This window comes from Bacillus pretiosus, from assembly GCF_052947655.1.
In genome coordinates this window covers 1,427,675-1,451,265 of record NZ_CM129593.1, presented here as the reverse complement: position 1 = coordinate 1,451,265, position 23,591 = coordinate 1,427,675, and the positions used below count along the sequence as shown (strand labels likewise).

Annotated in this window: 28 protein-coding genes and 1 riboswitch; of the genes, 4 read left to right on the top strand and 24 right to left on the bottom strand. The window is 35.3% G+C overall.

Going from position 1 to position 23,591, the window contains the following annotated elements; genetic code table 11:
- Positions 1 to 39: 39 nt before the first annotated feature.
- Genes ACU8YW_RS07615 through ACU8YW_RS07605 form a run of 3 tightly spaced genes read right to left on the bottom strand, consistent with a single transcriptional unit; the run spans position 40 to position 1,719 of the window.
- Positions 40 to 225 (bottom strand): capping complex subunit for YIEGIA, encoded by a 186-nt coding sequence (locus ACU8YW_RS07615; RefSeq protein ID WP_000979052.1) that lies wholly within the window; start codon positions 223 to 225, stop codon positions 40 to 42.
- Positions 222 to 1,115 (bottom strand): YIEGIA family protein, encoded by an 894-nt coding sequence (locus tag ACU8YW_RS07610; protein ID WP_000141603.1) that lies wholly within the window; start codon positions 1,113 to 1,115, stop codon positions 222 to 224. Before ACU8YW_RS07610 ends, ACU8YW_RS07615 begins: the two co-directional genes overlap by 4 nt.
- Positions 1,108 to 1,719, bottom strand: coding sequence for a YphA family membrane protein (locus tag ACU8YW_RS07605; protein WP_088062691.1), 612 nt, complete (start codon positions 1,717 to 1,719; stop codon positions 1,108 to 1,110). Before ACU8YW_RS07605 ends, ACU8YW_RS07610 begins: the two co-directional genes overlap by 8 nt.
- Before the next feature lie 116 nt (positions 1,720 to 1,835).
- On the opposite strand from ACU8YW_RS07605, the gene ACU8YW_RS07600 reads away from it, so the two are divergent.
- On the top strand, positions 1,836 to 1,970 hold the full coding sequence (locus tag ACU8YW_RS07600) for a YpzI family protein (RefSeq protein ID WP_000513900.1): 135 nt from the start codon (positions 1,836 to 1,838) through the stop codon (positions 1,968 to 1,970).
- Between the two features lie 330 nt (positions 1,971 to 2,300).
- Here ACU8YW_RS07600 and ACU8YW_RS07595 read toward each other — a convergent pair whose 3' ends face one another.
- The 4 genes from ACU8YW_RS07595 to ACU8YW_RS07580 all read right to left on the bottom strand — a co-directional run bounded on the left by ACU8YW_RS07595 (position 2,301) and on the right by ACU8YW_RS07580 (position 5,825).
- On the bottom strand, positions 2,301 to 3,350 hold the full coding sequence (locus tag ACU8YW_RS07595; RefSeq protein ID WP_087985539.1) for a type 2 isopentenyl-diphosphate Delta-isomerase: 1,050 nt from the start codon (positions 3,348 to 3,350) through the stop codon (positions 2,301 to 2,303).
- Between the two features lie 12 nt (positions 3,351 to 3,362).
- Positions 3,363 to 4,511, bottom strand: coding sequence for a 30S ribosomal protein S1 (gene rpsA / locus ACU8YW_RS07590; protein ID WP_000229549.1), 1,149 nt, complete (start codon positions 4,509 to 4,511; stop codon positions 3,363 to 3,365).
- A gap of 334 nt (positions 4,512 to 4,845) precedes the next feature.
- Complete coding sequence (cmk, locus tag ACU8YW_RS07585; RefSeq protein WP_000361262.1) at positions 4,846 to 5,523, bottom strand: (d)CMP kinase; 678 nt, start codon at positions 5,521 to 5,523, stop codon at positions 4,846 to 4,848.
- Positions 5,524 to 5,651: 128 nt separating this feature from the next.
- Positions 5,652 to 5,825: a YpfB family protein gene (locus ACU8YW_RS07580; protein ID WP_000738047.1), complete on the bottom strand. Its 174-nt coding sequence runs from the start codon at positions 5,823 to 5,825 to the stop codon at positions 5,652 to 5,654.
- Between the two features lie 180 nt (positions 5,826 to 6,005).
- Here ACU8YW_RS07580 and ansA point away from each other — a divergent pair, with 180 nt between their 5' ends.
- On the top strand, positions 6,006 to 6,980 hold the full coding sequence (gene ansA, locus ACU8YW_RS07575) for an asparaginase (protein WP_087985537.1): 975 nt from the start codon (positions 6,006 to 6,008) through the stop codon (positions 6,978 to 6,980).
- A 36-nt stretch (positions 6,981 to 7,016) separates the two neighbouring features.
- Here ansA and ACU8YW_RS07570 read toward each other — a convergent pair whose 3' ends face one another.
- The 12 genes from ACU8YW_RS07570 to ACU8YW_RS07515 all read right to left on the bottom strand — a co-directional run bounded on the left by ACU8YW_RS07570 (position 7,017) and on the right by ACU8YW_RS07515 (position 17,020).
- Positions 7,017 to 7,997, bottom strand: coding sequence for a YpdA family putative bacillithiol disulfide reductase (locus ACU8YW_RS07570; protein WP_088608749.1), 981 nt, complete (start codon positions 7,995 to 7,997; stop codon positions 7,017 to 7,019).
- A gap of 109 nt (positions 7,998 to 8,106) precedes the next feature.
- Positions 8,107 to 8,637, bottom strand: coding sequence for a peptidoglycan recognition protein family protein (locus tag ACU8YW_RS07565; protein WP_001240648.1), 531 nt, complete (start codon positions 8,635 to 8,637; stop codon positions 8,107 to 8,109).
- Between the two features lie 79 nt (positions 8,638 to 8,716).
- Positions 8,717 to 8,953: a DUF3961 domain-containing protein gene (locus ACU8YW_RS07560; protein WP_001983018.1), complete on the bottom strand. Its 237-nt coding sequence runs from the start codon at positions 8,951 to 8,953 to the stop codon at positions 8,717 to 8,719.
- Between the two features lie 93 nt (positions 8,954 to 9,046).
- The gene (locus tag ACU8YW_RS07555) at positions 9,047 to 9,256 is read right to left on the bottom strand and encodes a hypothetical protein (RefSeq protein WP_000426773.1); all 210 of its coding nucleotides are present in this window, start codon (positions 9,254 to 9,256) and stop codon (positions 9,047 to 9,049) included.
- 78 nt (positions 9,257 to 9,334) lie between these two features.
- On the bottom strand, positions 9,335 to 10,621 hold the full coding sequence (gene gudB, locus ACU8YW_RS07550) for an NAD-specific glutamate dehydrogenase (RefSeq protein ID WP_000225171.1): 1,287 nt from the start codon (positions 10,619 to 10,621) through the stop codon (positions 9,335 to 9,337).
- 351 nt (positions 10,622 to 10,972) lie between these two features.
- On the bottom strand, positions 10,973 to 11,581 hold the full coding sequence (locus tag ACU8YW_RS07545) for a genetic competence negative regulator (protein ID WP_426933810.1): 609 nt from the start codon (positions 11,579 to 11,581) through the stop codon (positions 10,973 to 10,975).
- A 77-nt stretch (positions 11,582 to 11,658) separates the two neighbouring features.
- On the bottom strand, positions 11,659 to 12,534 hold the full coding sequence (locus ACU8YW_RS07540; RefSeq protein WP_426933811.1) for a MerR family transcriptional regulator: 876 nt from the start codon (positions 12,532 to 12,534) through the stop codon (positions 11,659 to 11,661).
- Positions 12,534 to 13,316 (bottom strand): metallophosphoesterase, encoded by a 783-nt coding sequence (locus tag ACU8YW_RS07535; RefSeq protein ID WP_088062688.1) that lies wholly within the window; start codon positions 13,314 to 13,316, stop codon positions 12,534 to 12,536. The genes ACU8YW_RS07540 and ACU8YW_RS07535 overlap by 1 nt, the downstream gene beginning before the upstream one ends.
- Before the next feature lie 58 nt (positions 13,317 to 13,374).
- Positions 13,375 to 13,854 carry a LysM peptidoglycan-binding domain-containing protein gene (locus ACU8YW_RS07530; RefSeq protein WP_001231546.1) on the bottom strand — a complete coding sequence of 160 codons (480 nt, stop codon included), beginning with the start codon at positions 13,852 to 13,854 and terminating at the stop codon, positions 13,375 to 13,377.
- Between the two features lie 22 nt (positions 13,855 to 13,876).
- Positions 13,877 to 14,440: a CPBP family intramembrane glutamic endopeptidase gene (locus ACU8YW_RS07525; RefSeq protein WP_001025770.1), complete on the bottom strand. Its 564-nt coding sequence runs from the start codon at positions 14,438 to 14,440 to the stop codon at positions 13,877 to 13,879.
- On the bottom strand, positions 14,440 to 15,969 hold the full coding sequence (locus tag ACU8YW_RS07520) for a RecQ family ATP-dependent DNA helicase (RefSeq protein ID WP_088608748.1): 1,530 nt from the start codon (positions 15,967 to 15,969) through the stop codon (positions 14,440 to 14,442). The genes ACU8YW_RS07525 and ACU8YW_RS07520 overlap by 1 nt, the downstream gene beginning before the upstream one ends.
- Positions 15,959 to 17,020, bottom strand: a complete 1,062-nt coding sequence (locus ACU8YW_RS07515; protein ID WP_088062686.1) for a YpbB family protein — start codon at positions 17,018 to 17,020, stop codon at positions 15,959 to 15,961. Before ACU8YW_RS07515 ends, ACU8YW_RS07520 begins: the two co-directional genes overlap by 11 nt.
- 289 nt (positions 17,021 to 17,309) lie before the next feature.
- Between ACU8YW_RS07515 and ACU8YW_RS07510 the strand changes: the two genes are divergently transcribed.
- On the top strand, positions 17,310 to 17,558 hold the full coding sequence (locus tag ACU8YW_RS07510; RefSeq protein ID WP_001151994.1) for a ferredoxin: 249 nt from the start codon (positions 17,310 to 17,312) through the stop codon (positions 17,556 to 17,558).
- Between the two features lie 123 nt (positions 17,559 to 17,681).
- Here ACU8YW_RS07510 and ACU8YW_RS07505 read toward each other — a convergent pair whose 3' ends face one another.
- Positions 17,682 to 18,260: an ECF transporter S component gene (locus ACU8YW_RS07505; RefSeq protein ID WP_000810851.1), complete on the bottom strand. Its 579-nt coding sequence runs from the start codon at positions 18,258 to 18,260 to the stop codon at positions 17,682 to 17,684.
- A 162-nt stretch (positions 18,261 to 18,422) separates the two neighbouring features.
- Positions 18,423 to 18,562: riboswitch (FMN riboswitch) on the bottom strand.
- A gap of 245 nt (positions 18,563 to 18,807) precedes the next feature.
- On the opposite strand from ACU8YW_RS07505, the gene ACU8YW_RS07500 reads away from it, so the two are divergent.
- Positions 18,808 to 19,494 carry a hypothetical protein gene (locus ACU8YW_RS07500; protein WP_000711800.1) on the top strand — a complete coding sequence of 229 codons (687 nt, stop codon included), beginning with the start codon at positions 18,808 to 18,810 and terminating at the stop codon, positions 19,492 to 19,494.
- Between the two features lie 29 nt (positions 19,495 to 19,523).
- Here the strand turns inward: ACU8YW_RS07500 and ACU8YW_RS07495 are convergent, their stop codons facing one another.
- From ACU8YW_RS07495 to resD, 4 genes are all read right to left on the bottom strand, one after another.
- On the bottom strand, positions 19,524 to 20,138 hold the full coding sequence (locus ACU8YW_RS07495; RefSeq protein ID WP_088062685.1) for a LysM peptidoglycan-binding domain-containing M23 family metallopeptidase: 615 nt from the start codon (positions 20,136 to 20,138) through the stop codon (positions 19,524 to 19,526).
- A gap of 85 nt (positions 20,139 to 20,223) precedes the next feature.
- Positions 20,224 to 20,805: a cob(I)yrinic acid a,c-diamide adenosyltransferase gene (locus ACU8YW_RS07490; RefSeq protein ID WP_087985531.1), complete on the bottom strand. Its 582-nt coding sequence runs from the start codon at positions 20,803 to 20,805 to the stop codon at positions 20,224 to 20,226.
- A 137-nt stretch (positions 20,806 to 20,942) separates the two neighbouring features.
- The gene (resE, locus tag ACU8YW_RS07485; protein ID WP_000964666.1) at positions 20,943 to 22,718 is read right to left on the bottom strand and encodes a sensor histidine kinase ResE; all 1,776 of its coding nucleotides are present in this window, start codon (positions 22,716 to 22,718) and stop codon (positions 20,943 to 20,945) included.
- Positions 22,718 to 23,434: a DNA-binding response regulator ResD gene (gene resD, locus ACU8YW_RS07480; RefSeq protein ID WP_000426862.1), complete on the bottom strand. Its 717-nt coding sequence runs from the start codon at positions 23,432 to 23,434 to the stop codon at positions 22,718 to 22,720. The genes resE and resD overlap by 1 nt, the downstream gene beginning before the upstream one ends.
- Between the last annotated feature and the right edge of the window lie 157 nt (positions 23,435 to 23,591).

The following is a 23,591-nucleotide window of genomic DNA, read 5'->3' as shown; positions in this document are numbered from 1 at the left end:
CTCAGCGTATCAAAACACCTCACATTATACCACACGTTACTAATGTTTCACAATAATATATACATTCTCTTGTAAGCGATGCGCAATACCATCTAAAATTGCCTCTAAATTATTTGCAACAAATTCTAACTCATCTGTCGATTCACAAGTAAACAAAGGGGCACCACCAGCAAATTTCTCCGGCGTTGTTGTAATAACCGCGAGAATTACACTTTCTAACATCATCTTTTATCTCCCCTTCCTTTCGGGGCTTCCGATGACATATGAACAGCACTTTCTAACGTCGGCACATTCCCTATGACACCTATCGCTTTCTCTGCATCTTGATCTTGTGGCAAGACAAAAATCCCAACCCTACCATCTTCTAAATCACGCTTTGCTAGCGGCACAAGCGCTGGCGTACCAGAATCTCTATAAATCCCTAAAGCAACAGAAACATCATGTAAAATAGCTTGTCGTTGTCCTAAGTTTGAGATTGTCACCATCGCATCAATTGTTTTCGGCCTTAAAATAAAGCCCATTCCATATTTCATAATTTCCTCTTGCCTTGCTGGCAATCCAATATTCATAATGTAAATATTATCAATATACAGCCCCGCTCCTTCAAAACGAAGTGGAACATGCTCGATATCAACAAGATCATGTAACCTTCTGCCAGACATTAATTTTTTCGCGATAATAAATGCGATTATAGCCATAATTACTCCAGCAATCCACGAATGGAACCCTATATACGCAAACGTCGTTGCAAACGACGTTAACATCGCCAAATAGTTTCGACTTTCAAAAACTAATGCAATCCCTTCAATATATGTATTTCCACGCGGTACGAGCTCATATCCATCTAATTGTTGAAGGGTATTTCTTTCCATATTACGCACATCACGAAACTGTGTTGCTGCTAATGTAAGAAATGTAATAGCAGAAAAATCTTTTTTCAAAATTGACGGAATCGCAATTGCTCCTAAAGCCGCTGCAATTAACCCCATCGCAACGTGAATAATTTTTCCGTGGAGCCTCGTCGGATATTGACGCGTATCTGTCCGGAGCATTAGCACTCTCGTTACTGTCCCCGCTATTACTCCGCATAAAATGGCCGGTGTATATTCAGTCATGTATTACCCTCGCCTTTCTTTTACGTGCTTTCCTCTTGAACTGTTCCATGTATACTGATGCTTTTGCAATCCAAAACAAAATTGCCATGAAAAATGTAGCAACGGCGACGATATCAAAAAACGCTAAACTTCCGTAATCATAAGGGAAATGTAGTTTTCGAAAAATAAGTGTCACTAACAATTCCCCCTGTAACATTCCTATATAAAGAGAACATAATCGTAATATGCGATCCTCATGCAATAAAACCGATGCATACACAAGAGCACCACTTACCAAAAACAACCTGTCCACCACAATCCAAATCGGATCATATACTTCTAACAAATGAAAACTTGTATATAACATTGCAATAATAAGTGCCGAAAGTAAGCTATATAATTTTTTCCAAATAGAATATAGTGCGATTCCTATAAAAGCAACAATACAAAGCAAAAGTGCATTTACTGATACCGTGAATGAAGCAATCGTTACATGTAACGGAGAGCAAATAATAAAAATCAATATACAAGCGCTTATCTTCCACCGCATAGAGTCCTTTTTCATAAAAAAAGTTACAACAATCCACCCTATCCAAGCTAAAAAATAAAAAGTACTCCCTTCCATCATTTCACCTCCTATGTTTTCCATTATGGGAACTTTTTATGAAAGTTAATCCACTTTCTTCGCGCATAGTTTTTTCATATAACAGCAACACTTTTAATAAGGAGGTGCTATTCATTATGGGTAAAGATCGTCAAGAACGAAAACTAAGAGAATCACGACGCGTTGAATCTGATCGTGACCAATCACTACAATATCCGGGTGCAACTGGACTGGATACACCAGAGCAAGCCCGAAAACAAAATCAGCACTAATGAACACAAAAAGACGGTTTCGATATTGTACGAAACCGTCTTTTACATAATTATTTTAATGATTTTTACTTATATCAAAATAATATTTAACATCCGAATTTTTCTATGGTTTATTTTTATCTCCACCTATTTTTCCTTTACGAAATTAAACCCTCCCTAATAATTCAGTAGCAAACTATCTACATTTTCCAGCCTCTTTTTCAGTCGCAACTTGCACAAGATAGTGTTTATATAGGAATAATTTTATTTTGATAGAATATTAATTCCATTCCTCACTTTATATTACTAAAACGAACAAAAAACAAAAAATCAACCAAACGGTTGATTTTTTTATCTTCTACTATAATGCGTCGTATCAATACCACGCTGCGTTAACCAATGATACGTTTCGCCCTTTACAACAAGAGGTACAGCCTGTAACTCTTCTATCGTCTTTGCACCAAGAGCTGTCATAATAAATTTCAAATCTGTATGTAAAAGATCAATTTCATCCACTAACTTCTCGATACCATCTTGCATTAAAATACGTAAAAAGTATCCAGCAAACGCAGTTGTATTCGCCCCTAATGCGATTGCTTTCGCTACGTCAAGCGCTGTTTGTATACCCCCAGATGCAATAAAAGAGAGGTTATTATTTGTAGAGGTTGCTTCAATAATCGAGGTTGCTGTTTGTATGCCCCAGTTATTAAAATAAGAAAGCATTCGCTGTCTTCTTTCATTTTCAACAGCAGCAAAATTTGTACCACCTTGTCCACCAATATCAATTGCCGTTACACCTATGCTCGCTAGCTGTTGTATTGTTTCCTTACTCATCCCAAATCCAACTTCTTTCACAATGACAGGAACTTTACTATTTAATACAATTTTCTCAATGCGCTGAAGTACACCAGTAAAGTCACGGTCTCCTTCTGGCATCGTTAACTCTTGTATGACATTTAAATGAATTTGCAATGCATTCGCTTCAATCATATCAACGGCACGCTCTGCTTGTTCGATAGTTGCCTCACTACCTAAATTAGCAAAGAAAATACCATTTGGATTTACTTTTCTGATAATCGTATAAGAAGCAGCCTCACTTTCATCTTTTAACGCCGCCATTTGCGACCCTACAGCCATAGCAAGATTATGATGTTTCGCTACATATGCTAATTGCTCATTAATATGTAACGTTTTCTCTCCCCCACCACCAGTCATCGCATTGATAAAAATCGGCGAACTTAGTGAAAGTTCGCCGATTTTTGTTTCACATGTTATTGTGTCATAACTTGAATTTGGCAATCCTTGATGCACAAAATCAATATCATGAAATCCATGCGTACGAGACTGACCAGTAGAAAGAGCGTATTCAATATGATCTAATTTACGTTTTGCCCTTACCACTTGTACCCCTCTTTATTTCTTTAATTTTTTCAGTTGTTCACCAATAATATCACTTAATTGGAAAGTAGCAGAATCAGCATTTGGTTCATACTGACTGTAATCCTCAATTACATTATTTTCCTCAAGCGTTTCTTTTATACTTAAAGAAATACGTTTCTCTGCAACATGGACTTCAAGCACTTTCACTTTTACTTCTTGTCCCATTTCCAATACTTCATTTGGATTTTTCACGTGACGATTTGCAATTTGAGATACATGCACAAGACCTTCAACGCCAGGTAAAATTTCAACGAATGCACCGAATGTAACAAGACGTTTTACTACTCCCTCACGAATATCTCCAGCTTTTATTTCGCCAGCAACATTCTCCCAAGGTCCTGGCTGAGCTGCTTTAATTGATAAAGAAATACGTTGTGTATCAGCATCAACAGATAATACCTTTACCTTTACCTTTTGACCTTGCTCTAATACTTCAGAAGGTTGCTCTACACGTTCGTGTGAAATTTGTGAAATATGAACTAAACCGTCCACACCACCAACGTTAACGAAAGCACCAAAATCCGTTAATCGTTGCACTGTTCCTTCAACAACGTCTCCTTCTTTTAATGAAGAAATCGCTTCTTTTTTCTTAGAATCTAGTTCTAATTCTACTACTGCTTTATGCGAAAGGATTACACGATTTTTTTCGCGGTCTAATTCAACAATTTTCACGGCTAATGTTTTGCCTTTATAGTCAGTAAAATCTTCTACATAATGTACTTCTACAAGTGAAGCTGGGATAAAACCACGAACACCAAGGTCCACAACTAATCCACCATTCACGATATCTTTTACAGTAACATCAAACACATGACCAGAAGTAAATTTCTCTTGTAATTCTACCCATGCTTTTTCTGCATCAACAGCACGTTTAGATAAGACAAGATCATCTTCTTCTAATTTAATAATTTTCAATTCTAGTATTTGATCTAATTCTACAACATCGCTTGCTTTTTCAATATGAACGTTAGCTAATTCACTAATTGGAATTACGCCATCTGTTTTGTATCCAACATTTACAAGCACTTGTTTCTCTTCAACTTTCGTTACAGAACCTGTAACAACGTCACCAACTTGTAATTCTTTTGAATCCATAACTTCTTCATTCATTTTCTCTACCATGGAAATACCTCCCTACAGAATTGACAAAGCATTTTTTATGTATATACGAAATGAAAACATATGTTTTCATTTGCATGTTTAAGAATTTATCATCACATACTCAGTTTTCATACATTTCACTAGAAAATATATTAAACCTATATAAATAGTATACAGCAAAATCATCTTGAAGAAAGTATGTTTTGAAATATAATAGCGAATATATTCTGAAAGTTTTATCCTTCTTTTACTAACTTCTTACAAATCCGAGCATTTGTCAAGGAAAGAGACTCACAATTCACGCATCCTTTACATTTCTATATAAACAAAAAAAGAAAGAGGTTATCCCCTTTCTTTATTTTGCAAACACTCCTGAAACAATACTCATAATTTTTTGGACAACTTCTTCAATTGATAAAGAAGTTGTATCTAATTCCAATGCATCATCAGCTTTCTTTAGAGGAGAAACCTCGCGTTCTGAATCTAATTTATCACGCTGAGCAATTTCTTTTTTTAACTGCTCTAAATTAGAATCGAAACCTTTATTTATATTTTCTAAATGTCTTCTTTCTGCTCTTTCTTCAACAGAAGCAAGCATAAAGATCTTCACTTCAGCATCTGGTAACACATGTGTACCAATATCACGGCCATCCATTACAACGCCGCCTTTTTCCGCTAACTCTTGTTGACGACGCACCATTTCTTCACGAACAAGGCGATGTTTCGCCACAATAGATACTCGATTCGTCACCTCAGGTGTACGAATTACTTCAGAAACATCTTGTCCATTTAAAAATACAAGTTGTGTATTTTCTCCTTGCTGAAACTCAATATTTACATTCTTTACAACTTCCATTAACTTCTCTTCATTTTCAATGTCCACTTTTTGTTCAAGGGCTGCATATGTAATCGTGCGGTACATTGCGCCTGTATCAATATAAACGTAAGAAAGTTTCTTTGCCACAACTTTTGCAACCGTACTTTTTCCAGCAGCTGCTGGACCATCTATAGCAATTGAAATTCGTTTATCCATTGTAACACCTCATTTTTTCACTTATAAAACAAAACGAAAAGCAGGTATTCTCCTGCTTCTTCTCATTTGCTTCACGTCATTAAATCCTCAATTATTGTAGCATAATCCTTCATAGAAGAAAATGAAAACTACCTATTCACCTGTAAGATTTCTGCTTTGTTTTTTACCATGACACCTTCATAATAAACAATTTTAGATAAATATTTCACTGATGACTTATGTATAAATAACAATTGCACAACAGAAAGACAAATGAATTGTATTACTAATATACGAATAAAAATTTTCTCCATCTTTTTCAATGTAATTGCTCCCTCCTATCCTACATTTACACATTTCGTTTCGTGATTTTATACATCGTATATATAGCAGCTAACTTTATTGTCATTTCCGAGGCATACTTTTATACATTTCCATTGTCGAATTTACTCAAAACATGTTATGTTCTAAATGTATTTTTCAACTTGAAAGGGGTATAAGCATTGAAAAGAATCCTAGTTTTACACACAGGTGGAACAATTGCAATGGAGGAAGATAAAGAAACTGGGGTCGTACAACCAGGTGAAAAAAATCCTCTTTTAAAATTTATTCCTGATTTAGAAGGCGATGTTGATTTAATCGTTGAAGACGTGTTCCATCTACCATCTCCTCATATGACACCGAGCGAAATGTTACAATTACAAGTCATCATTGATGAAAAAGTAAAACAAGACAACATTCATGGCGTAGTCATTACGCATGGTACGGATACATTAGAAGAAACAGCCTATTTCTTAGATTTAACAGTGCAAGCAACTATTCCAATCGTTGTAACAGGTGCAATGCGTTCTAGTAATGAATTAGGTGCTGATGGTCTATATAACTTCTTATCGGCTGTAAAAGTAGCTAGCTGTAGTGAAGCTGCTGAAAAAGGTGTTTTAGTCGTATTAAACGACGAAATCCATTGCGCTACAAATGTAACGAAAACACATACAAGTAACGTGGCAACATTCCAGAGTCCACAGTATGGACCAATCGGTATGGTAACAAAGCGCGGCGTTGTATTCCATCACGCTTTAGTACACCATGAAACATATTCAGTAAATAAGGTTTCTAAAAACGTAGTTGTTCTAAAAGCATACGCTGGTATGGACGATACATTGTTAGCAGCAATTGAAAACCTTCCAGTAGACGGGATTGTTATTGAAGCACTTGGACAAGGTAATTTACCTCCAAGAACACTTCCTAGTCTAGAACGATTAATCGACAAAGGAATCCCTGTCGTATTAGTTTCTCGCTGTTTCAATGGCATCGTGCAAGATGTATATTCATATGAAGGTGGCGGCAAACAATTAAAAGATATGGGTATTGTATTCACATACGGTTTAAATGCTCAAAAAGCACGTATTAAATTATTAGTTGCATTAGAGAATACAAATTCTCATGAAACAATCCAAAATATGTTTATGCACAATTAAAAAGAAGCTGTCGAAGTTTATTTCGACAGCTTCTTTTTATATTTCCCTTGACGCAATGGTTTGCGCAATCGCATCCCCATGAAATCGACCGTTCTCAATAAATATTTCATTCGCATTATTTCCAGCAGCAATTACACCTGCAATGAAAATATTTTCAGCGTTCGTTTCCATTGTATCCTCTGCATAAATCGGACGTCCTGTTTCTACATCAATCCGAACACCCATCTTCGTTAAGAAACTATGATCAGGATGGTAACCAGTCATCGCAAATACAAAATCATTTTGGATTGTATATGCCTCATCATCGACTGTAAACGTTAATGTATGTTCAGTAATTTCTTTCACGTGAGCCCTGAAATGCATTTGAATTGTGCCGCTTCGTACTAACGCCTCAAACTCCGGCAAAATCCACGGCTTAATGCTTGGTGAATACTCACTTCCGCGATATAAAACCGTTACACGCGCACCGGTTTTAACAAGTTCTAACGCGGCATCTATACTCGAGTTTTTCCCACCTATAACTACTACATCTCGATCAAAATAAGGATGTCCCTCTTTAAAATAGTGAGCTACTTTCTTCAGTTCCTCGCCGGGAACATTCATATAATTTGGATTGTCATAATATCCAGTTGCTACAACAACATATTTCGCTATATATATTTCTGTACTTCCGTCACGCTTTGTTGTCTCAACATGAAAAACTTCTCCATCTTTTTGTACTTTTTCCACTCGCTCAAAAGCATTTACACGTACAGATTTACGCTTTACTACTTCACGATAATACGCAAGCGCTTGATTTCGAACTGGCTTACGATTTTCTGTAATAAAAGCTACATCACCAATTTCTAATTTTTCACTAGAAGAGAAAAATGTTTGATGAGTTGGATAATTATAAATCGCATTTACAATGTTTCCTTTTTCAATTACTAACGGATTTATCCCTACCTTTTGCAACGAAATTGCTGCTGCTAATCCGCACGGACCGCCTCCAATTATGATAGCTGTTTCTTTCTGCATACTCAGCTCACTCCTAGTCTTCTACCAATACGCTATTTATAAAAACAAGAAAAAACCTACTTACAGCAGTAGGCACCTATCTTTATTGTATTCATTTTTCATATATTTGTCATCTAAACGAAACGTACATCCGATAGACATCTGCTAAAAACTGCTGAAATTTAATACCTTGTTTCCCTAATACATTTTCAGGATCAATCTTTCTAGCTGGGTCAAGTGTTTTATGTGATACGATATCTTTCTTCGGATTCAAGCCGAAGTTTTGACATAAATACGCATGATACCACGTAAAACGGGTATATGCTTCCCAAAAGTTAACATCACCGCCATAACAAAGTTCCACTCCAATGGCAGCCTTATTAGCATCATAACCATATAAGTCATTATCTGTCGGCACACCATATCGAACGTGATAGGCAACTTCATTTATAGGAACAATTTCCAATATTGTTTTATCATCTATAAATGTATGTGCCGAAGCTTTCGGTTGTATTTCATTAAAATAATCCCGATTCCCTATCGCATTGCTACCAGGGTTCCCCGTATCATGACTTACAATAAACCTTACTTTAGAAAGAGGAATTCCCGGTCGTGAACTTCCATACCCAATATAGTTACGCTCTATAGGAAACATCGCCATTACTACCAACTCCCGCTTCAGAAGATTACCTTACTTCTTTATATATGTATTCGGTAGCAATGTCCTTATCGCATATTTCCTACGCGAAGAGAAAATCGAAAATATTTGATGTGAACACCATAAATAATAAAATACTTACAGCAACTCCATAAAAACCGTAAAACCAAACACAATCTTCTTTCGTATCTAAACCGAAAAATTTATTTACAGATTGTAATAATGTGCCGCGCTTACTTTGTTTGTTTCTTAATACTTCCACTCGTTCTACAACATCTGCTGGCATCATAAATCTTTGGTCTACTGTCATTTTCATCATTTATCTCTCCTTAAAATCATTTCCGTTTTGTTTATCTAAGGAAAGTATAGCACGTTTGTTCGTGTAGAACAAGCGTTCTTTTTTGTTTTTATTTTATTTTTCAACAATCCAAGTAAGAATTGAGATTACAAAAGCGATAATCGGCCCTACTACAACTGCACCAAATATTAAAAACAGTAGTCCTTCTCCGAACATCCGAACGTTACTTGTTTTTCGGGCTTTCATCGTTCTTGAGAGTTCTCCCTCTAACCTCTTAACCTTTTCTTCTAATTGTTCTACTCGTTCCATCATTTCATTTTCCATATACAACACCTCACACTAATACTTCAACAAAAAAACGTGATTCCCTCGAAAGGAATCACGTTTTCTCACGATATAATATTATACCCAACCTCTGAAGCGACTTGCTTCAGCCATTTTACGAACACCGACCATATACGCAGCTAAGCGCATGTTCACTTTACGAACTTGTGCTGTTTCATAAATAGAATCAAATGATCTTACCATTACTTTTTCTAAACGTTGTTCTACTTCTTCTTCAGTCCAGTAGTAACCTTGGTTATTTTGTACCCACTCAAAGTAAGATACTGTTACACCGCCAGCACTTGCTAATACGTCTGGAACAAGTAAAATTCCGCGATCTGTTAAAATTTTAGTTGCTTCTAATGTTGTTGGACCATTTGCAGCTTCAACAACGATTTTTGCTTTAATATTATTAGCATTTTCTTCTGTAATTTGGTTCTCAATTGCAGCTGGAACTAAAATGTCGCAATCAAGTTCTAACAATTCTTTGTTTGAAATTGTATTATTAAATAGTTTTGTTACTGTACCGAAGCTATCACGACGGTCTAATAAATAATCAATATCTAATCCGTTTGGATCATGCAATGCACCGTAAGCATCCGAGATTGCAATAACTTTCGCGCCTGCATCATGCATAAATTTAGCTAAGAAGCTACCAGCATTACCGAATCCTTGAACAACAACGCGTGCACCTTTAATATCAATGTCGCGTTTTTTTGCAGCTTCGCGAATACAAATTGTTACACCTTTCGCCGTTGCTGTTTCACGTCCATGTGATCCACCTAATACAAGTGGCTTACCTGTAATAAATCCTGGTGAATTAAATTCATCAATACGGCTATATTCATCCATCATCCATGCCATGATTTGAGAGTTTGTGAATACATCTGGAGCTGGAATATCTTTCGTCGGTCCTACGATTTGGCTAATTGCTCGTACATAACCGCGGCTTAATCTTTCTAACTCACGGAATGACATTTCACGTGGGTCACAGATAATTCCACCTTTACCTCCACCGTATGGTAAATCAACAATACCACATTTTAAACTCATCCAGATTGAAAGTGCTTTCACTTCATTTTCTGTTACATTCGGATGGAAGCGAATTCCACCTTTCGTTGGACCAACAGCATCATTATGTTGTGCACGATATCCTGTAAATATTTTAACAGTCCCGTCATCCATACGAACTGGTATTTTCACTGTCATCATACGAATTGGTTCTTTTAATAATTCATATACTTCGTTTGGATAACCCAATTTTTCTAATGCTTCACTAATAACAATTTGTGTCGAATTCAATAGTTCAAAATGTTGTTCCCTTTGTTGTTGTGTTTTTGTTTGAGTTCCCTTTTCGGCTACCATAGTAAGTAAACCCCCTGTAATTTCACTTGTTTAGTAAACCTTCATTGCCTAGTATACACCGTTAAATTTGGAATGCAATAGAAAACGCTAACAAATATATACAAACTATTTCCTGTTGCAAGCGTTTTCACTATCATTATAGTCCTTTTATTGCTTTTAGAAAAGTAAAATACTTAAATACTTAAATGTTTTTTATTTTACTTATATATAACAACTTAAGAAGATATTTTTAAGTATAGTAAAGAGCGCCCAAATATTTATGATTCCCGCTATACCATTAATTGTTTTGACATTTTCAGACCAACATTTTAGGTTTCTCCAAATAAAAAACAAAACCTTAGCTTTGTTATATTAGCTAAGGTTTTGTTTTCTCACAAAGTAATTGTGTATTTGTTCAATTGCTTGAGAAGCCATTAATTCTTTACCATACTCCATTAGACGATAAATAGTTGCTGTAGACGGATTACCATATTCCGCTAAAATAGCTATAAAATCTGCCTTCAGTAATTGAACCTGCTCCTCTTCTTCCATCCAAAGATAGAAACGCCCATCCCACGTATATAGTTTTCCGCCAGTTACATCAAGGTTATATAAACGATTCGACAGGTTAATTACGTCATCTAGTGTAGCAAACTCATAAAGTATATGCTCGCTTTCATCTAGAGTCACTTGCATTTCAATAAACTCGTCACGGAACTCATCATCTGTATCCACATCTTGATGTTCTTTCGTTACAATTACGACCATTCCTTGCGCTTGTAGAGAAAATACTTCAACTGCAATTGGACCATCCGCTTCAAACCCTAGTTCCTTATTTGCTTCTTGCATCATATCACGAAATAATTGCTGTACTTTCGGTGCATTTCTCCACAAATCTTCTTTCGTTAATCCTCGTTCAGATAAATCATCAAATGTTAAGAAAATTTTTATCTTATTGTAATTTAATCGTTCCAGCCTCATCTCATACCCTCCCTACGTAACCAATGAATATAATTTTTATTATATGAAATAGAAAATAGATGGTTCTTTTCGAACAACTATTCTAACATTTTTAACCAATCATCCCATTCTTCTTTCGTATCACCAATTAGGCATGTTTGAATGTTCAACTGATCTCGAGCACCTATTTCTCCTATAAACCCAACAGAAAGTTTCTCACTTTTTTCTTGCAACAAATTCATGTCCTTTATCGCGTTCTTAAGTTCTCGTTCCTCATCAAAAGAGACTACTACATATGTAGGTTGTATTTGCTCAACAGCTAACAAAATACCATCTTCCGCTAAGCTTGACCTAATATATATCACCTCATATCCTTTTAAGCGTAAATACGTTGAGAAAACAAACCCTTTCAACATATTATTTTCTAACACGACAACTTTGTGTATAGAAGAAAATGATGATGCATTATGATACACCATTCCTAGACGAGTTTGTAAAAATGATACGACATATTGGAATTGCACCATTGTAACTTCATTATTATTTTTTAACGTTAACAATTTATTTGACACTTGAAGAACAATACTTGCTATGACTTTTTCTGTTGCATAAATACTGAAAGCCTCGTTTAACAATGCAGAAGTTGTAATTTCATCAAATTTTAACAAAGCTTGCAGTAAATCGTCCACTAAAATAACTTCTCTATCGTAATGTATTTCTTTTTGAACATTACTCTGCAAACGATTCCCTTCTAATAATTGAACTGCTTGTCCAATCATCATGCCGGAAGAAACCTTGTCCATTAACCATTTCAAAATTTGAATATGCTCTTCTGTATATAATCGATGCCCCGCATGATTCCGCTTCGGGGCAATAATTTGATATCGTCTTTCCCATGCACGAAGCGTACTCGGCTGAATTCCAATTATATTCGAAACAGCTTTTATGTTATATTTCCCGTTTAGAGTTGGCATCATTTCCCTCCGCATAACGTAATAATATGTGTTTGAGCAGGTGCTCGGAAGCGAAGTGGAATCAACGTTGTTCCATACCCATTACTAACAAAAAGAGTCATATTTGAATGCTTATATACGCCACCTTTTAAATATTTTTTAGATGGGAATAATCGAATCTGTCCTCCATGTGTATGTCCACTTAACACAAGTGAAATTTGTTCTTTTCCAGACATTTTATTTATTATATCAGGGTTATGGCTAATTAATATGCGAAAACCATCTTCTTTGCAATCAGCCAAAGCTAAATCTAAACGATCACGCTTCAAACCAACATCATCTACACCGAGCAAACAAATTTTTTCTCCTAGTTCAGACTCAAATACAACTCTTGTATTATCTAAAACTTTCACATTATTTTCTAATAACAAAGCATCTAATTCATGATATTCAATCTCATAATCATTATTTCCCCACACAAAATATACAGGAGCTATCGCTCTTAACTTTTGTATATTTGCAGAAATTTTCGATAAAGGGACGCCTCTTTCCGCTAAATCACCGCCAATAATTACAAGGTCTACTTTTCCTTTTACTTGTTCAATTAATGAACTTGAAATGACCCTTCTATGAATATCAGAAATAAAAAACACCTTTACTTTTTGAAAACTTTTCGGAAATTCTTCAAAAAGTAAAGTATGTTCTAACACAGTATTACGCATCGCTTCTGTATACATTACCATTACAAGAAGAAATATAATACCAATACATATGAGAGCACTTAATAAGATAATCCATATCATATATTTTTCACTCCCTTCCGCATAAAGATAATCCTCAGTTTTTATAGTAGGTATGCTACTAGCTATCCTGTTTTGCGGACTTATCTTTTATCGGAATTTTTATTTCTTGACCTACATTCACTTCATCTTCTTGTAAATCATTATACTTTTTAATCACTTCAATCCCAGTTTCATCTGAAAAATATTGCTTCGCTATACTTTCTAAAGTTTCTCCTTCTTTTACCGTATGCGTTACTACTTTCTCAGATGTTGCCTCAGACTCAGATTTAGCTGAATCAAAGAAAATGACCTCAAACGCACTTTTCCCAGCGTTATTACCATCACTTTTCACCTGAATATATTTATCTGTATACCATAAGATACTAATTGGTAGTAATATGAATAGAAATGTTAAAACTCGGACGAAAATATGATTCATTTTAAACTTTTCTTTTTTCTCTTTATTTCTATGAATTTCACTACGCGGCGGTAAACTTTCTTTTTCTTCCACTCGCTCAACTTCTAATTCCTCTTCGAAATCAGGAATTCGTTTTCTCATGTTGTTCACCACCACCTTCCATTTATTTTCTTAATTGGAGTCCCATTATAAAATCAACAAGAAAGTGTGCAAAGATTGTTATAAATAAATTTCCTGTCCATTCAAACACATAACCAAAGACAAAACTAATGAAACAGACGAAACAAAACAAAAATGGCTTTGTTATATACCGAATATGTAACACTGCAAATACTAAACTCGCTATTACAATTCCAAAGTGCGTCTGCACTACACCTCTAAATAAAAATTCTTCTGCAAAGCCGATAATGAACGTAATAACGAGTAGGTGCATAACTGACATTCCTTGAAACATCTTATCGTTAATACCACCATCATCAAACCAAGACTCTGGAAATACTCGCATTGCAACATAATCTAATAACACAATACCAATCGCCAACAAGCCACCTATTATAAGTATAGACACCGGTTCCCACTTCCACAGACTATACACCGATTTTATATCTCGGAATAATACATATGCTAGTAAACAACCGATACCGATAATAATGAACTGTGTGATATACAGATTCAGCCTTATTTCTTTCGGACTCATATCTTCAATATTATGCCTTTGAATGTTCATCATTCCCCCATCTTTTCTAGACCGAAAAGCTTTTGTAACTCTGTTTCCCAATTATAGTCGAAATCCGATTGTTGCGCTTGTCTTTTTTTATAATCTATTTTTGTAATACCACAATAGTCACAGCAATTTTTCAACTCGTTCTCTTTTCTATAACCGAACTGTTGTAACAAATATTCACGCCTACATTCTTTCACTTGTATCCACGATTTCATGTTTTCTAGCTCACTATATTTATTACGTAGCCTTATTTCTACTTCAACTATTAATCTGTTCATAATTTCATCTGACAAGCTCTCTAATTTTAATTTTCGCTGTTGTATGATTCCAAGCTGTTCAAGATGATAGCGGATGAAACGCCAATATTGTTCATTAAATCTTGCTGCATTATAACAAATTTCTTCTACCTCTTCTATTGGTAATTCTTTCGTTTGAAACATTCTTTCTTGTAGTAAAGAGAATAAAAATTGTATTTGCGACTGACTTGGCAATTCATCTTCAATTATTGAAATTGGTAAATCGTGATCTAACGGACTACATAGTAAGATAGCTATACTCGGTTCACCATCTCTTCCAGCTCTTCCGATTTCTTGTAAATAGGAAGCTATATTAGTCGGATAATGAAAATGAATAATATAGCTCGTATTCGACTTATTTACTCCCATACCAAAAGCACTTGTACATATTACAAGCTGCAACTGGTCATTCATAAACTGCTGTTGAATTAACATACGCTCTTCATGTTCCATACCACCATGATAAAAAGCGACACCAGTCACGCCTTTTCCTCTTAAATACTCCGTTAAACGTTCTGTCCACGCTCTGCTTGAACAATATACAATCCCTGGCCCTTGTAAATACATCACCTGGTTCAAAAGCGCTTCTTTCTTCTCTTCTATCGTCTCCACAAATTGTACTTCCATCGCAATATTTGGACGATCAATAGAGTATACATGCTGCGTCACTTTCTTCAAATCTAAACTCTCTGCTATATCTCGGAGTACATCTTTTGTCGCTGTTGCCGTTAATGCTAGCACCGTAGGAGACCCGATATTTTCAATGACTACATTTAGTTTTTTATAGTCTGGCCTAAAATCATAACCCCATTGTGAAATACAATGAGCCTCATCCACAACAAATAATGAAATATGAACTTTCTTCAATTCTCTTATTAACACTTCCGACTGCAACATCTCTGGTGAAACAAAAATAAATTTATATGAAGCTAATTTTTTCATCGCTTCTCTTTTTTCATGTAATGTCCGAAAACTATTAAGTGCTATTACTCGGTTTTTCACAACATACTTTAATTGTGTAACTTGATCTTCCATCAAAGATAATAATGGTGATACAACAAGCACGGTTCCTTCTTGCATTAGCCCTGGAAGTTGATAGCACATAGACTTCCCTCTTCCAGTCGGGAGCATTGCTATAACATCTTTTCCTTCTAATAAATCTGTAATTACCCCTTTTTGCCCTGTACGAAATTCAGAATATCCAAACCATCTATATAAATATTCCTCAAGCTTCATTTATACCCTCCATCCGCGCCAATACAAGACGAACTTCAAAATAAGAGATACCCTCTCCAACCGCTTGTTTCAACTCACGCAACTTACGTGTTTGTAATGCCTCAATTACTTTTGTTACTTTATCTATTTTGTCTTTTTCCATAAACATCTCGATTGAAAACTCTTTTTCCCGCAAAGCAATTTCAACAAAATGATCTTCTATCGTTGCAACCTTTAAATTTCTAATTGTCGCTATTTCATCTAAAGAGCGTCCTTGTCTCCAAAAATTATATGTTTTTTTCGTTGATAAACTAAATAATTCAGCTCTCTCATTTGGATAAGAGATAATCTCAGCCAATAGCGGAAATTCATTTTCTTTATCGTGAACTTCTTGTATAAAGAAGTGAATCGTACCCCAAAATAAAAAATACACCCGGAATATATCTTGTTTCGTAATTTCCGCTAATTGCTGCAATGTACAACCGATACGTTCATATCCTGTTAATCTATATGTTACAATCGTCGCTTCTACTACATCACCTTTTCCTAAAAGATTATGTATTTCTTTCCATAATCTTTTAGCCAATTCACTTCGCCTATATGGTATACCTGTTAAAAAGCGTTTTACCCACATCATTATTTCTGTATCTTGTTGAATGGGAATAAATTTCGTATTATTCTGTTGTAAATTAGATATAGTTTGAATAATTAATGATAAACGTTTCCAAAATGTTTCACCTAATTCACCATAGTGTAAACTATGTAAATGCGCGGGAAAAGCATACACTTCCTCCCATGTATGTAACTGCATTTTACCTTTAGATGTTAACAAATATGTATTTTCATGTATTTCTCGAATCAAATCTGCTTGCAACAACTTTGCAACTTCACGATCATAGTCTGTTCTATTTAACGATTTATATATTCCAAACAAAAATGAAATTCGGAACATGTTTCCATCTTGTAACGTTTGCGAAGATCGTTTTCCTTTTAATAAATAATAAATAGAAGAAACGGTCCTTTCACCATTCAATTGTTTTAAACAATACAATAAAGTATATTGTAGTTGCATTACCGCTTCCACCTTTCAATCTAGCTTAATTACTTTTTAGTATGATTGCACTTACTCATTAAACTTATCATATCGGCACTATGTACTTGTATATAGTATATTGTACCAAACGAAATAACATTTACGTATTTTGAAAATCTTATGACATAATGCAAAAATTAGTTGACACTCTAATTGATAAGGATTATCATTATAATTTTATGTTGAAAAGTTTTAAAAACCGTTTTACAATAAGGTTATAATTTTTATGGCGAGCTTTTCACATACATATTATCAGGAGGGAAAAAAGATGGCAAAATATACAATCGTTGATAAAGATACTTGTATCGCATGTGGTGCTTGCGGCGCTGCTGCACCAGACATTTATGATTATGATGATGAAGGTATTGCATTTGTAACGTTAGACGATAACCAAGGTATCGTTGAAATTCCAGATGTATTAATTGAAGATATGATGGATGCATTCGAAGGTTGTCCAACTGACTCAATTAAAGTTGCTGATGAATCATTTGATGGCGACTCTTTAAAATTCGAATAGTCTTTTATTAACTTCAAAAAATATCCCTCATTCATATGAGGGATATTTTTTGTTTTCTATTTTCATTCTACTTAATAAAAAACCACTAATAGTTCCATACTACTAATGGTTTTATTTTATATTTTATGCATTTTTCATTTTTGCAAACACCCATACTTTCAGGCGTGAGAATAACGCTACAAATACAATTGTCACAACAATTCCTTTAATCAAATTAAATGGTAAGATTGCCGTTACAACCGTTGTTCTTATAGCCTCGCTAGACATAGCTGGTGAATTTAAAAACCAAGTGTAAGCTGGGAATATAATGATGTAATTTAATACACTCATAATGAGCGCCATTGTAATTGTCCCTAGCATTAATCCTGTCGTTAAACTCTTAACAGTACGATACTTTCTAAATAAGAAAGCTGCCGGTCCAATAAATAAACATCCTGCAATAAAGTTAGCAATTTCTCCAACTGGCACTCCCGTTAAACTCCCTTGAATTCCGTAATGTAAAATATTCTTTATCGCCTCTACAATTATCCCTGCAACTGGCCCGAAAATAATTGCTGCAATTAGAGCTGGTACATCACTAAAATCAATTTTTAAAAATGGCGGAAGCCCTGGAAACGGGAAATCCAACATCATCAGTAAATATGCAATACTACTTAGCATCGCTACACTCACCATCTGCACTACACTGTTTTTTTGTTTCATCTTTCTCTCTCCTTTTCCATCGATCTTCTCATGGAAAGTGGAAAGGTTCTGCTATGCCTACTTTTTCATAGAACGAAAAAACCCTTTGTGTTTTACACAAAGGGAGAATTTAAGGCACATCAAACAGACGTTCAAATCCATATCTTTTTTGAACGCTTGAACCTCCATCTTCTCCCATCCAGACTATACTGTCGGCTTTGGAATCACACCAAATCCTGCCTTAACGGCTCGCGGGCTTAGAACAAAATCACATATAGTTCATCACCGCCGGTCGGGATTTTCACCCTGCCCCGAAGATAGACCGATATTCTATTTTCCACTTTATTATACAACAACATAATCGTATTGTGAACAAAAAAAGTGTAACTTATTAAAAATAAGTTATTAATTTTATATAATTAAAACCAATCACTATATTTTACAATACACCCCAGATTTTTTAGTATTCGGCATTTCCCCTATGAATCCCCTAGTCATATATAATGAAAAGTGATAAGATGTTGAATTGTTAAGATAAGAACATTTTCTGGATTATGGAGGAAATGTCATGAAAAAAGAAAAGAGACACTCTATTCGAGAAGCAATGAAAAAAAACTTAAGAAAAGAATACTTTTACTTAAAAAAAGAATTACTTTTCTACTGTCCAATTGATTTAGGCACATTCTCAAGCGAGACATACTATGCTGCTTTCGATGAAGATGGCATCAGTATTTATCAGTATGATAAAAAAACAGAGAGTAAATTAAAACTGTGTGAGCGTCACCCATGGAAAAGTTGGAATAAAGTGAAGGTGGATCATTATTTGACAACTTCTCAATTTATTTTTCAAGGTGAGCGAAACTGGATATTATCCCTTTTCCAAAAAGGAAAAGAAGCTCAAAAAATAATTGAAGAGCACACATCTTTACAAACTGAAGTTGTTTCCCGCTCCTTCTTGAAAAAACTTCCAGGGTTCCGTTCTAATGCACCGTTGAATAAATACATCGGCAGCATTTGCTACACTGCACTTATTGCATTTTTATTAAAATGGATGATTCCATTTCAAGCACCACAAATCGCCCTGTACTCCATTTCAATCGGTTGTATGCTTCTTGGTTTACTTTGTTTGACAATCGGTTTAATTGAACCGACTATTGTACTATTTCGAACGAACGAAAAAACAAGAACGAAAGTATTTTACTTATATAGCTACTTAGCTATTTCTGGATTTATATGTGTCTTTATTTTTTGGTAAAAAAAGAGCTAGTTTAACTAGCTCTTTTTTTACTTTACGTATAATTGTTGATTTGGATAAATCCTATCTTGCTGCAGTCCATTTTTATCTTTAACTTCCTTAACTGACATACTAAATTTCCGTGCAATACTAACTAAAGTGTCCCCTTTTTGGACGACATATAAGGATGAGGAAACAACTTCATTTCTCTGTTCATTTAGAACAAGCAATGGATTCATCGCATTCTTTTTCGCCATCGTCCATCTTCCTTGATGAACTTCTAAATGTAAGTGTGCACCTCTCGATTCTCCTGTATTTCCTACTTCTCCAATTATTTCTCCTTTTGAAATATAATCCCCTTGAACTACATATCTCTTATTTAAATGCGCATACACGGCCTCATATTCTCCATGTTTAATAAATACAACGTTTCCATAACTACTTGAATAGTAAGACTTTGTTACCTTACCTTCTTGAATAGCTGCCACAGGCGTGCCAATCGGTGCCGCTATATCTATACCGTAGTGTTTTCCATGCCTTGTCCCAAAATAATCACTTATCTGCCCTTCAACAGGCCATGTCCATTGATTTCCCTCTGCGTACACATGTAATTGAGAAAAAAACAATACCGTCAATAACATGACGCCACATTTTAACACTTTCATATACATCCTCCGTTTTCTAATTAACACCATACCTTCTCTTATTTTGGTATATTACAGAAAAAAGTATACAAAAAAAGAAAGTGAATCACTCCACTTCCTTCTCGTTTTTATCACGAAAAACGATTGCACTGCGATTATACTCCACATCTTTTACTTGTAATCGAGCGTTTATTACTCTAGCTACCGCAAACAAATAATCAGATAATCTATTTACATACTTTAGAACAACTTCATTTATTTTCCCTTCTTTTTGCAAGGACACTACACATCGTTCTGCTCGCCTTACAACTGTACGTGCAATATGAATAGCAGCTGCCGCTTCGCTTCCACCTGGTAAAATAAAACGCTCTAACGGCGGTGCTTCTTCTATATACGAATCAATCCTTCTTTCTAAGCTTTCAACCATTTCAACCGTTACTTTATAAGGAATTTTCCCCTCTACTATCGCCAAGTCTCCCCCGCAATCAAATAGTTCATGTTGAATATTTTCAAGTTCATTGTAAATATCTCCAAAAGATCCGCCTTGTAGCTTAGTCATTGCATATCCAATATGAGAATTCGCCTCATCTATCGTGCCATATGCTTCAACTCGGATATTATCTTTATCCACTCTGCCGCCTATTACACTTGTTGTCCCTTTATCTCCTGTTTTCGTATATAATTTCATCGCTTCACGACACCCCTCTTGCTATTCTTCATTCGACTAAGATAGAAAAAAAGTTCTACTATTATTTATTTAATTGATTTTACAAAAAAATAAAAAACAGTAGAACTTTATTCATTATCAACTTTAAAAACGCATATCTAAATTATACGATTCGGTAAATATACAGAGAATGTAGTTCCCTCTCCAACAACACTTGAAACAGCAATTTTACCATCATGGCCTTGCACAATATTTTTTGCAATCGCAAGCCCGAGCCCCGTTCCACCTTTTTTCCCACGTGTTCTTGCTTTATCAGCTTTGTAGAAACGATCAAATAAAAATGGAATATCTTCTTCTGGAATACCAGCGCCCGAATCTTGTACTTCAAAAGTAAGACCATTATTTTTCGTATTAATTACAAGCGTTACATGTCCGCCTGCATTCGTATGACGAATTGCGTTATCAATTAAATTCGTCAATACTTGTTCCATACGATCTGCATCAAACGGGTATTGTTCAATTGGATTCTGGAAATCAACCGTTAATGCGACTTCTTTATCCTTTGCAATTCCTTGGAATTTACGACCTATTTTTTCAACGAAAGGATGAATATCAACTTCACCTATATGTAACTCTACATTACCACTTTCCATACGCGCTAAATCTAATAGTTCATTTACAAGTTTACCTAAACGAACGGATTCATCATAAATAATTTGAACAAACTCATTAATTTCTTCTTTCGTTTGCACAATATCATCTAAAATCGCTTCACTATACCCTTGAAGCATTACCATCGGTGTACGAAGTTCATGTGATACGTTCGCAATAAAGTCTTGACGCATCTTCTCAAGACGGCGCTCTTCCGTCATATCACGTAATACAGCTACAGCACCACGAATTTTCGTTTGATTGTAAAGCGGCGTCATAAGAACTACATAGTTCCCTTTTTGTAAATTAATTTCAACCACTTGTTGTTGTTCACTTTCTACAACGAGATGGAATAGTTCAACAAGTTCAGAAGGTAGTTTTTTACTGAGCTCTACTTCCTTTTCCTCTTGCCAAACTTGTAAGAAATGTTCAGCCGGCGGATTAATTACAACGACTTCACCTTCTTGATTTAACGTAATAACCCCATCTGCCATACTACTTAAAATACTAGCTAACTGTTCTTTTTCTTGCTGCAGGGCATTCATATTAAACTTCAACTGTTTCCCCATTTGATTTAAGGCCGTTGCAAGCTCACCAATCTCATCCTGAGATACCATAGGTGCTTTCGCATCAAACTTCCCACGCGCGACCTCAAAAGCAACCTCACGCATTTTACGGAGTGGTGCTGTAATTCGAGTAGATAAGAAGAATGCAAAGAACGTTGTTAATATAATCGCAATCCCTGCTGATAAGAATATAAAATCAGTCGTTCTCTCCATACCTTGTATCGGTACTTGTAAAGATTCGTATACGAACACTGCACTTTGATTTTTTGAATGCACTGGTTTTCCGACAATCATAATATCATTTTCAGTGTTTTTATTCTTTCTACTATTAGAGGCTTTTCTAATGTTATTCTTAATTTCTTTTTTGTCTGTAAAAACAGCCGCTAATTCTTTGTCTTCTTTCAAATCATCCATTGTAAGAGTGACTAATCCTTCTTGTTTCGGCGAAGAAGATATTTCTTTACCATCTTCTACAATAATGATCCTTGAAAGTGGATCAGAGAATTTGTACGCGATATTCTCAATCGTTTTTACATCGGCACCTTCCTCAATTAACTCTGAAACACTTGTTGCAACTTTTTGAAGCCTAGCTTCACTCATATCAACATAATATGTTCTAAAAAACTGTGAAAGTAAAATCGCAACAAATCCGAGCACAAACGAAACGAGAAGTAATATAGTCATCCATAACTTCCCTACTACACTTCTCCAAAGCATCAGTCGTTCACAACCTCAAATTTGTAACCTACGCCCCAAACGGTAACAATCATCTTCGCAGCATCTGGTGATTTTTTGCTTAACTTCTCACGTAAACGCTTTACATGCGTATCAACTGTACGTAAATCTCCGAAGAATTCATATTGCCATACTTCTTTTAACAATTGCTCACGATCAAATACCTTATCAGGCGCTTTCGCTAAGAATAATAGTAATTCGTACTCTTTCGGTGTTAAGTTTACTTCATTACCATCTGCTGTAACACGGTGTGCATCATTATCAATTGTTAAATGAGGGAACACAGTAACATCTTTTGTCGTTGTATCTTGTGTAAAGAACGTTGTTGGTACAGAACGGCGTAAGACCGCTTTCACACGAAGCACTACTTCACGTGGGCTAAATGGTTTCACAATATAATCATCAGTTCCTACCTCAAACCCTTGTACTCGGTTTACTTCTTCACCTTTTGCCGTCAACATAATAATTGGCGTCGCTTTCTTCTCACGAACCCCTTTACACACTTCAATACCATCTTTACCTGGCATCATAAGATCTAATAGGATTAAATCGTAATCATTTTGTAACGCCATTTCTAAAGCTGTATCACCATTGTCCGCTTCTTCAATTGTGTATTGTTCTCTTTCTAAATACATTTTCAACAAACGACGAATACGATCCTCATCGTCTACAATTAAAATTCTTGATTCATTTTCCATTTCTACCCGTTGCGTACTTTTACCACAACGGTTTACACCTACCCTTCTACACTAGTATGTTGCGCTATTCTCGTTTATTTAAGCAATCTTCTAAATGTTTCACTTCCCATATTATGCTTCACAAGAATAATAAAGTTTGTTCAATTTTTTTCCAAAA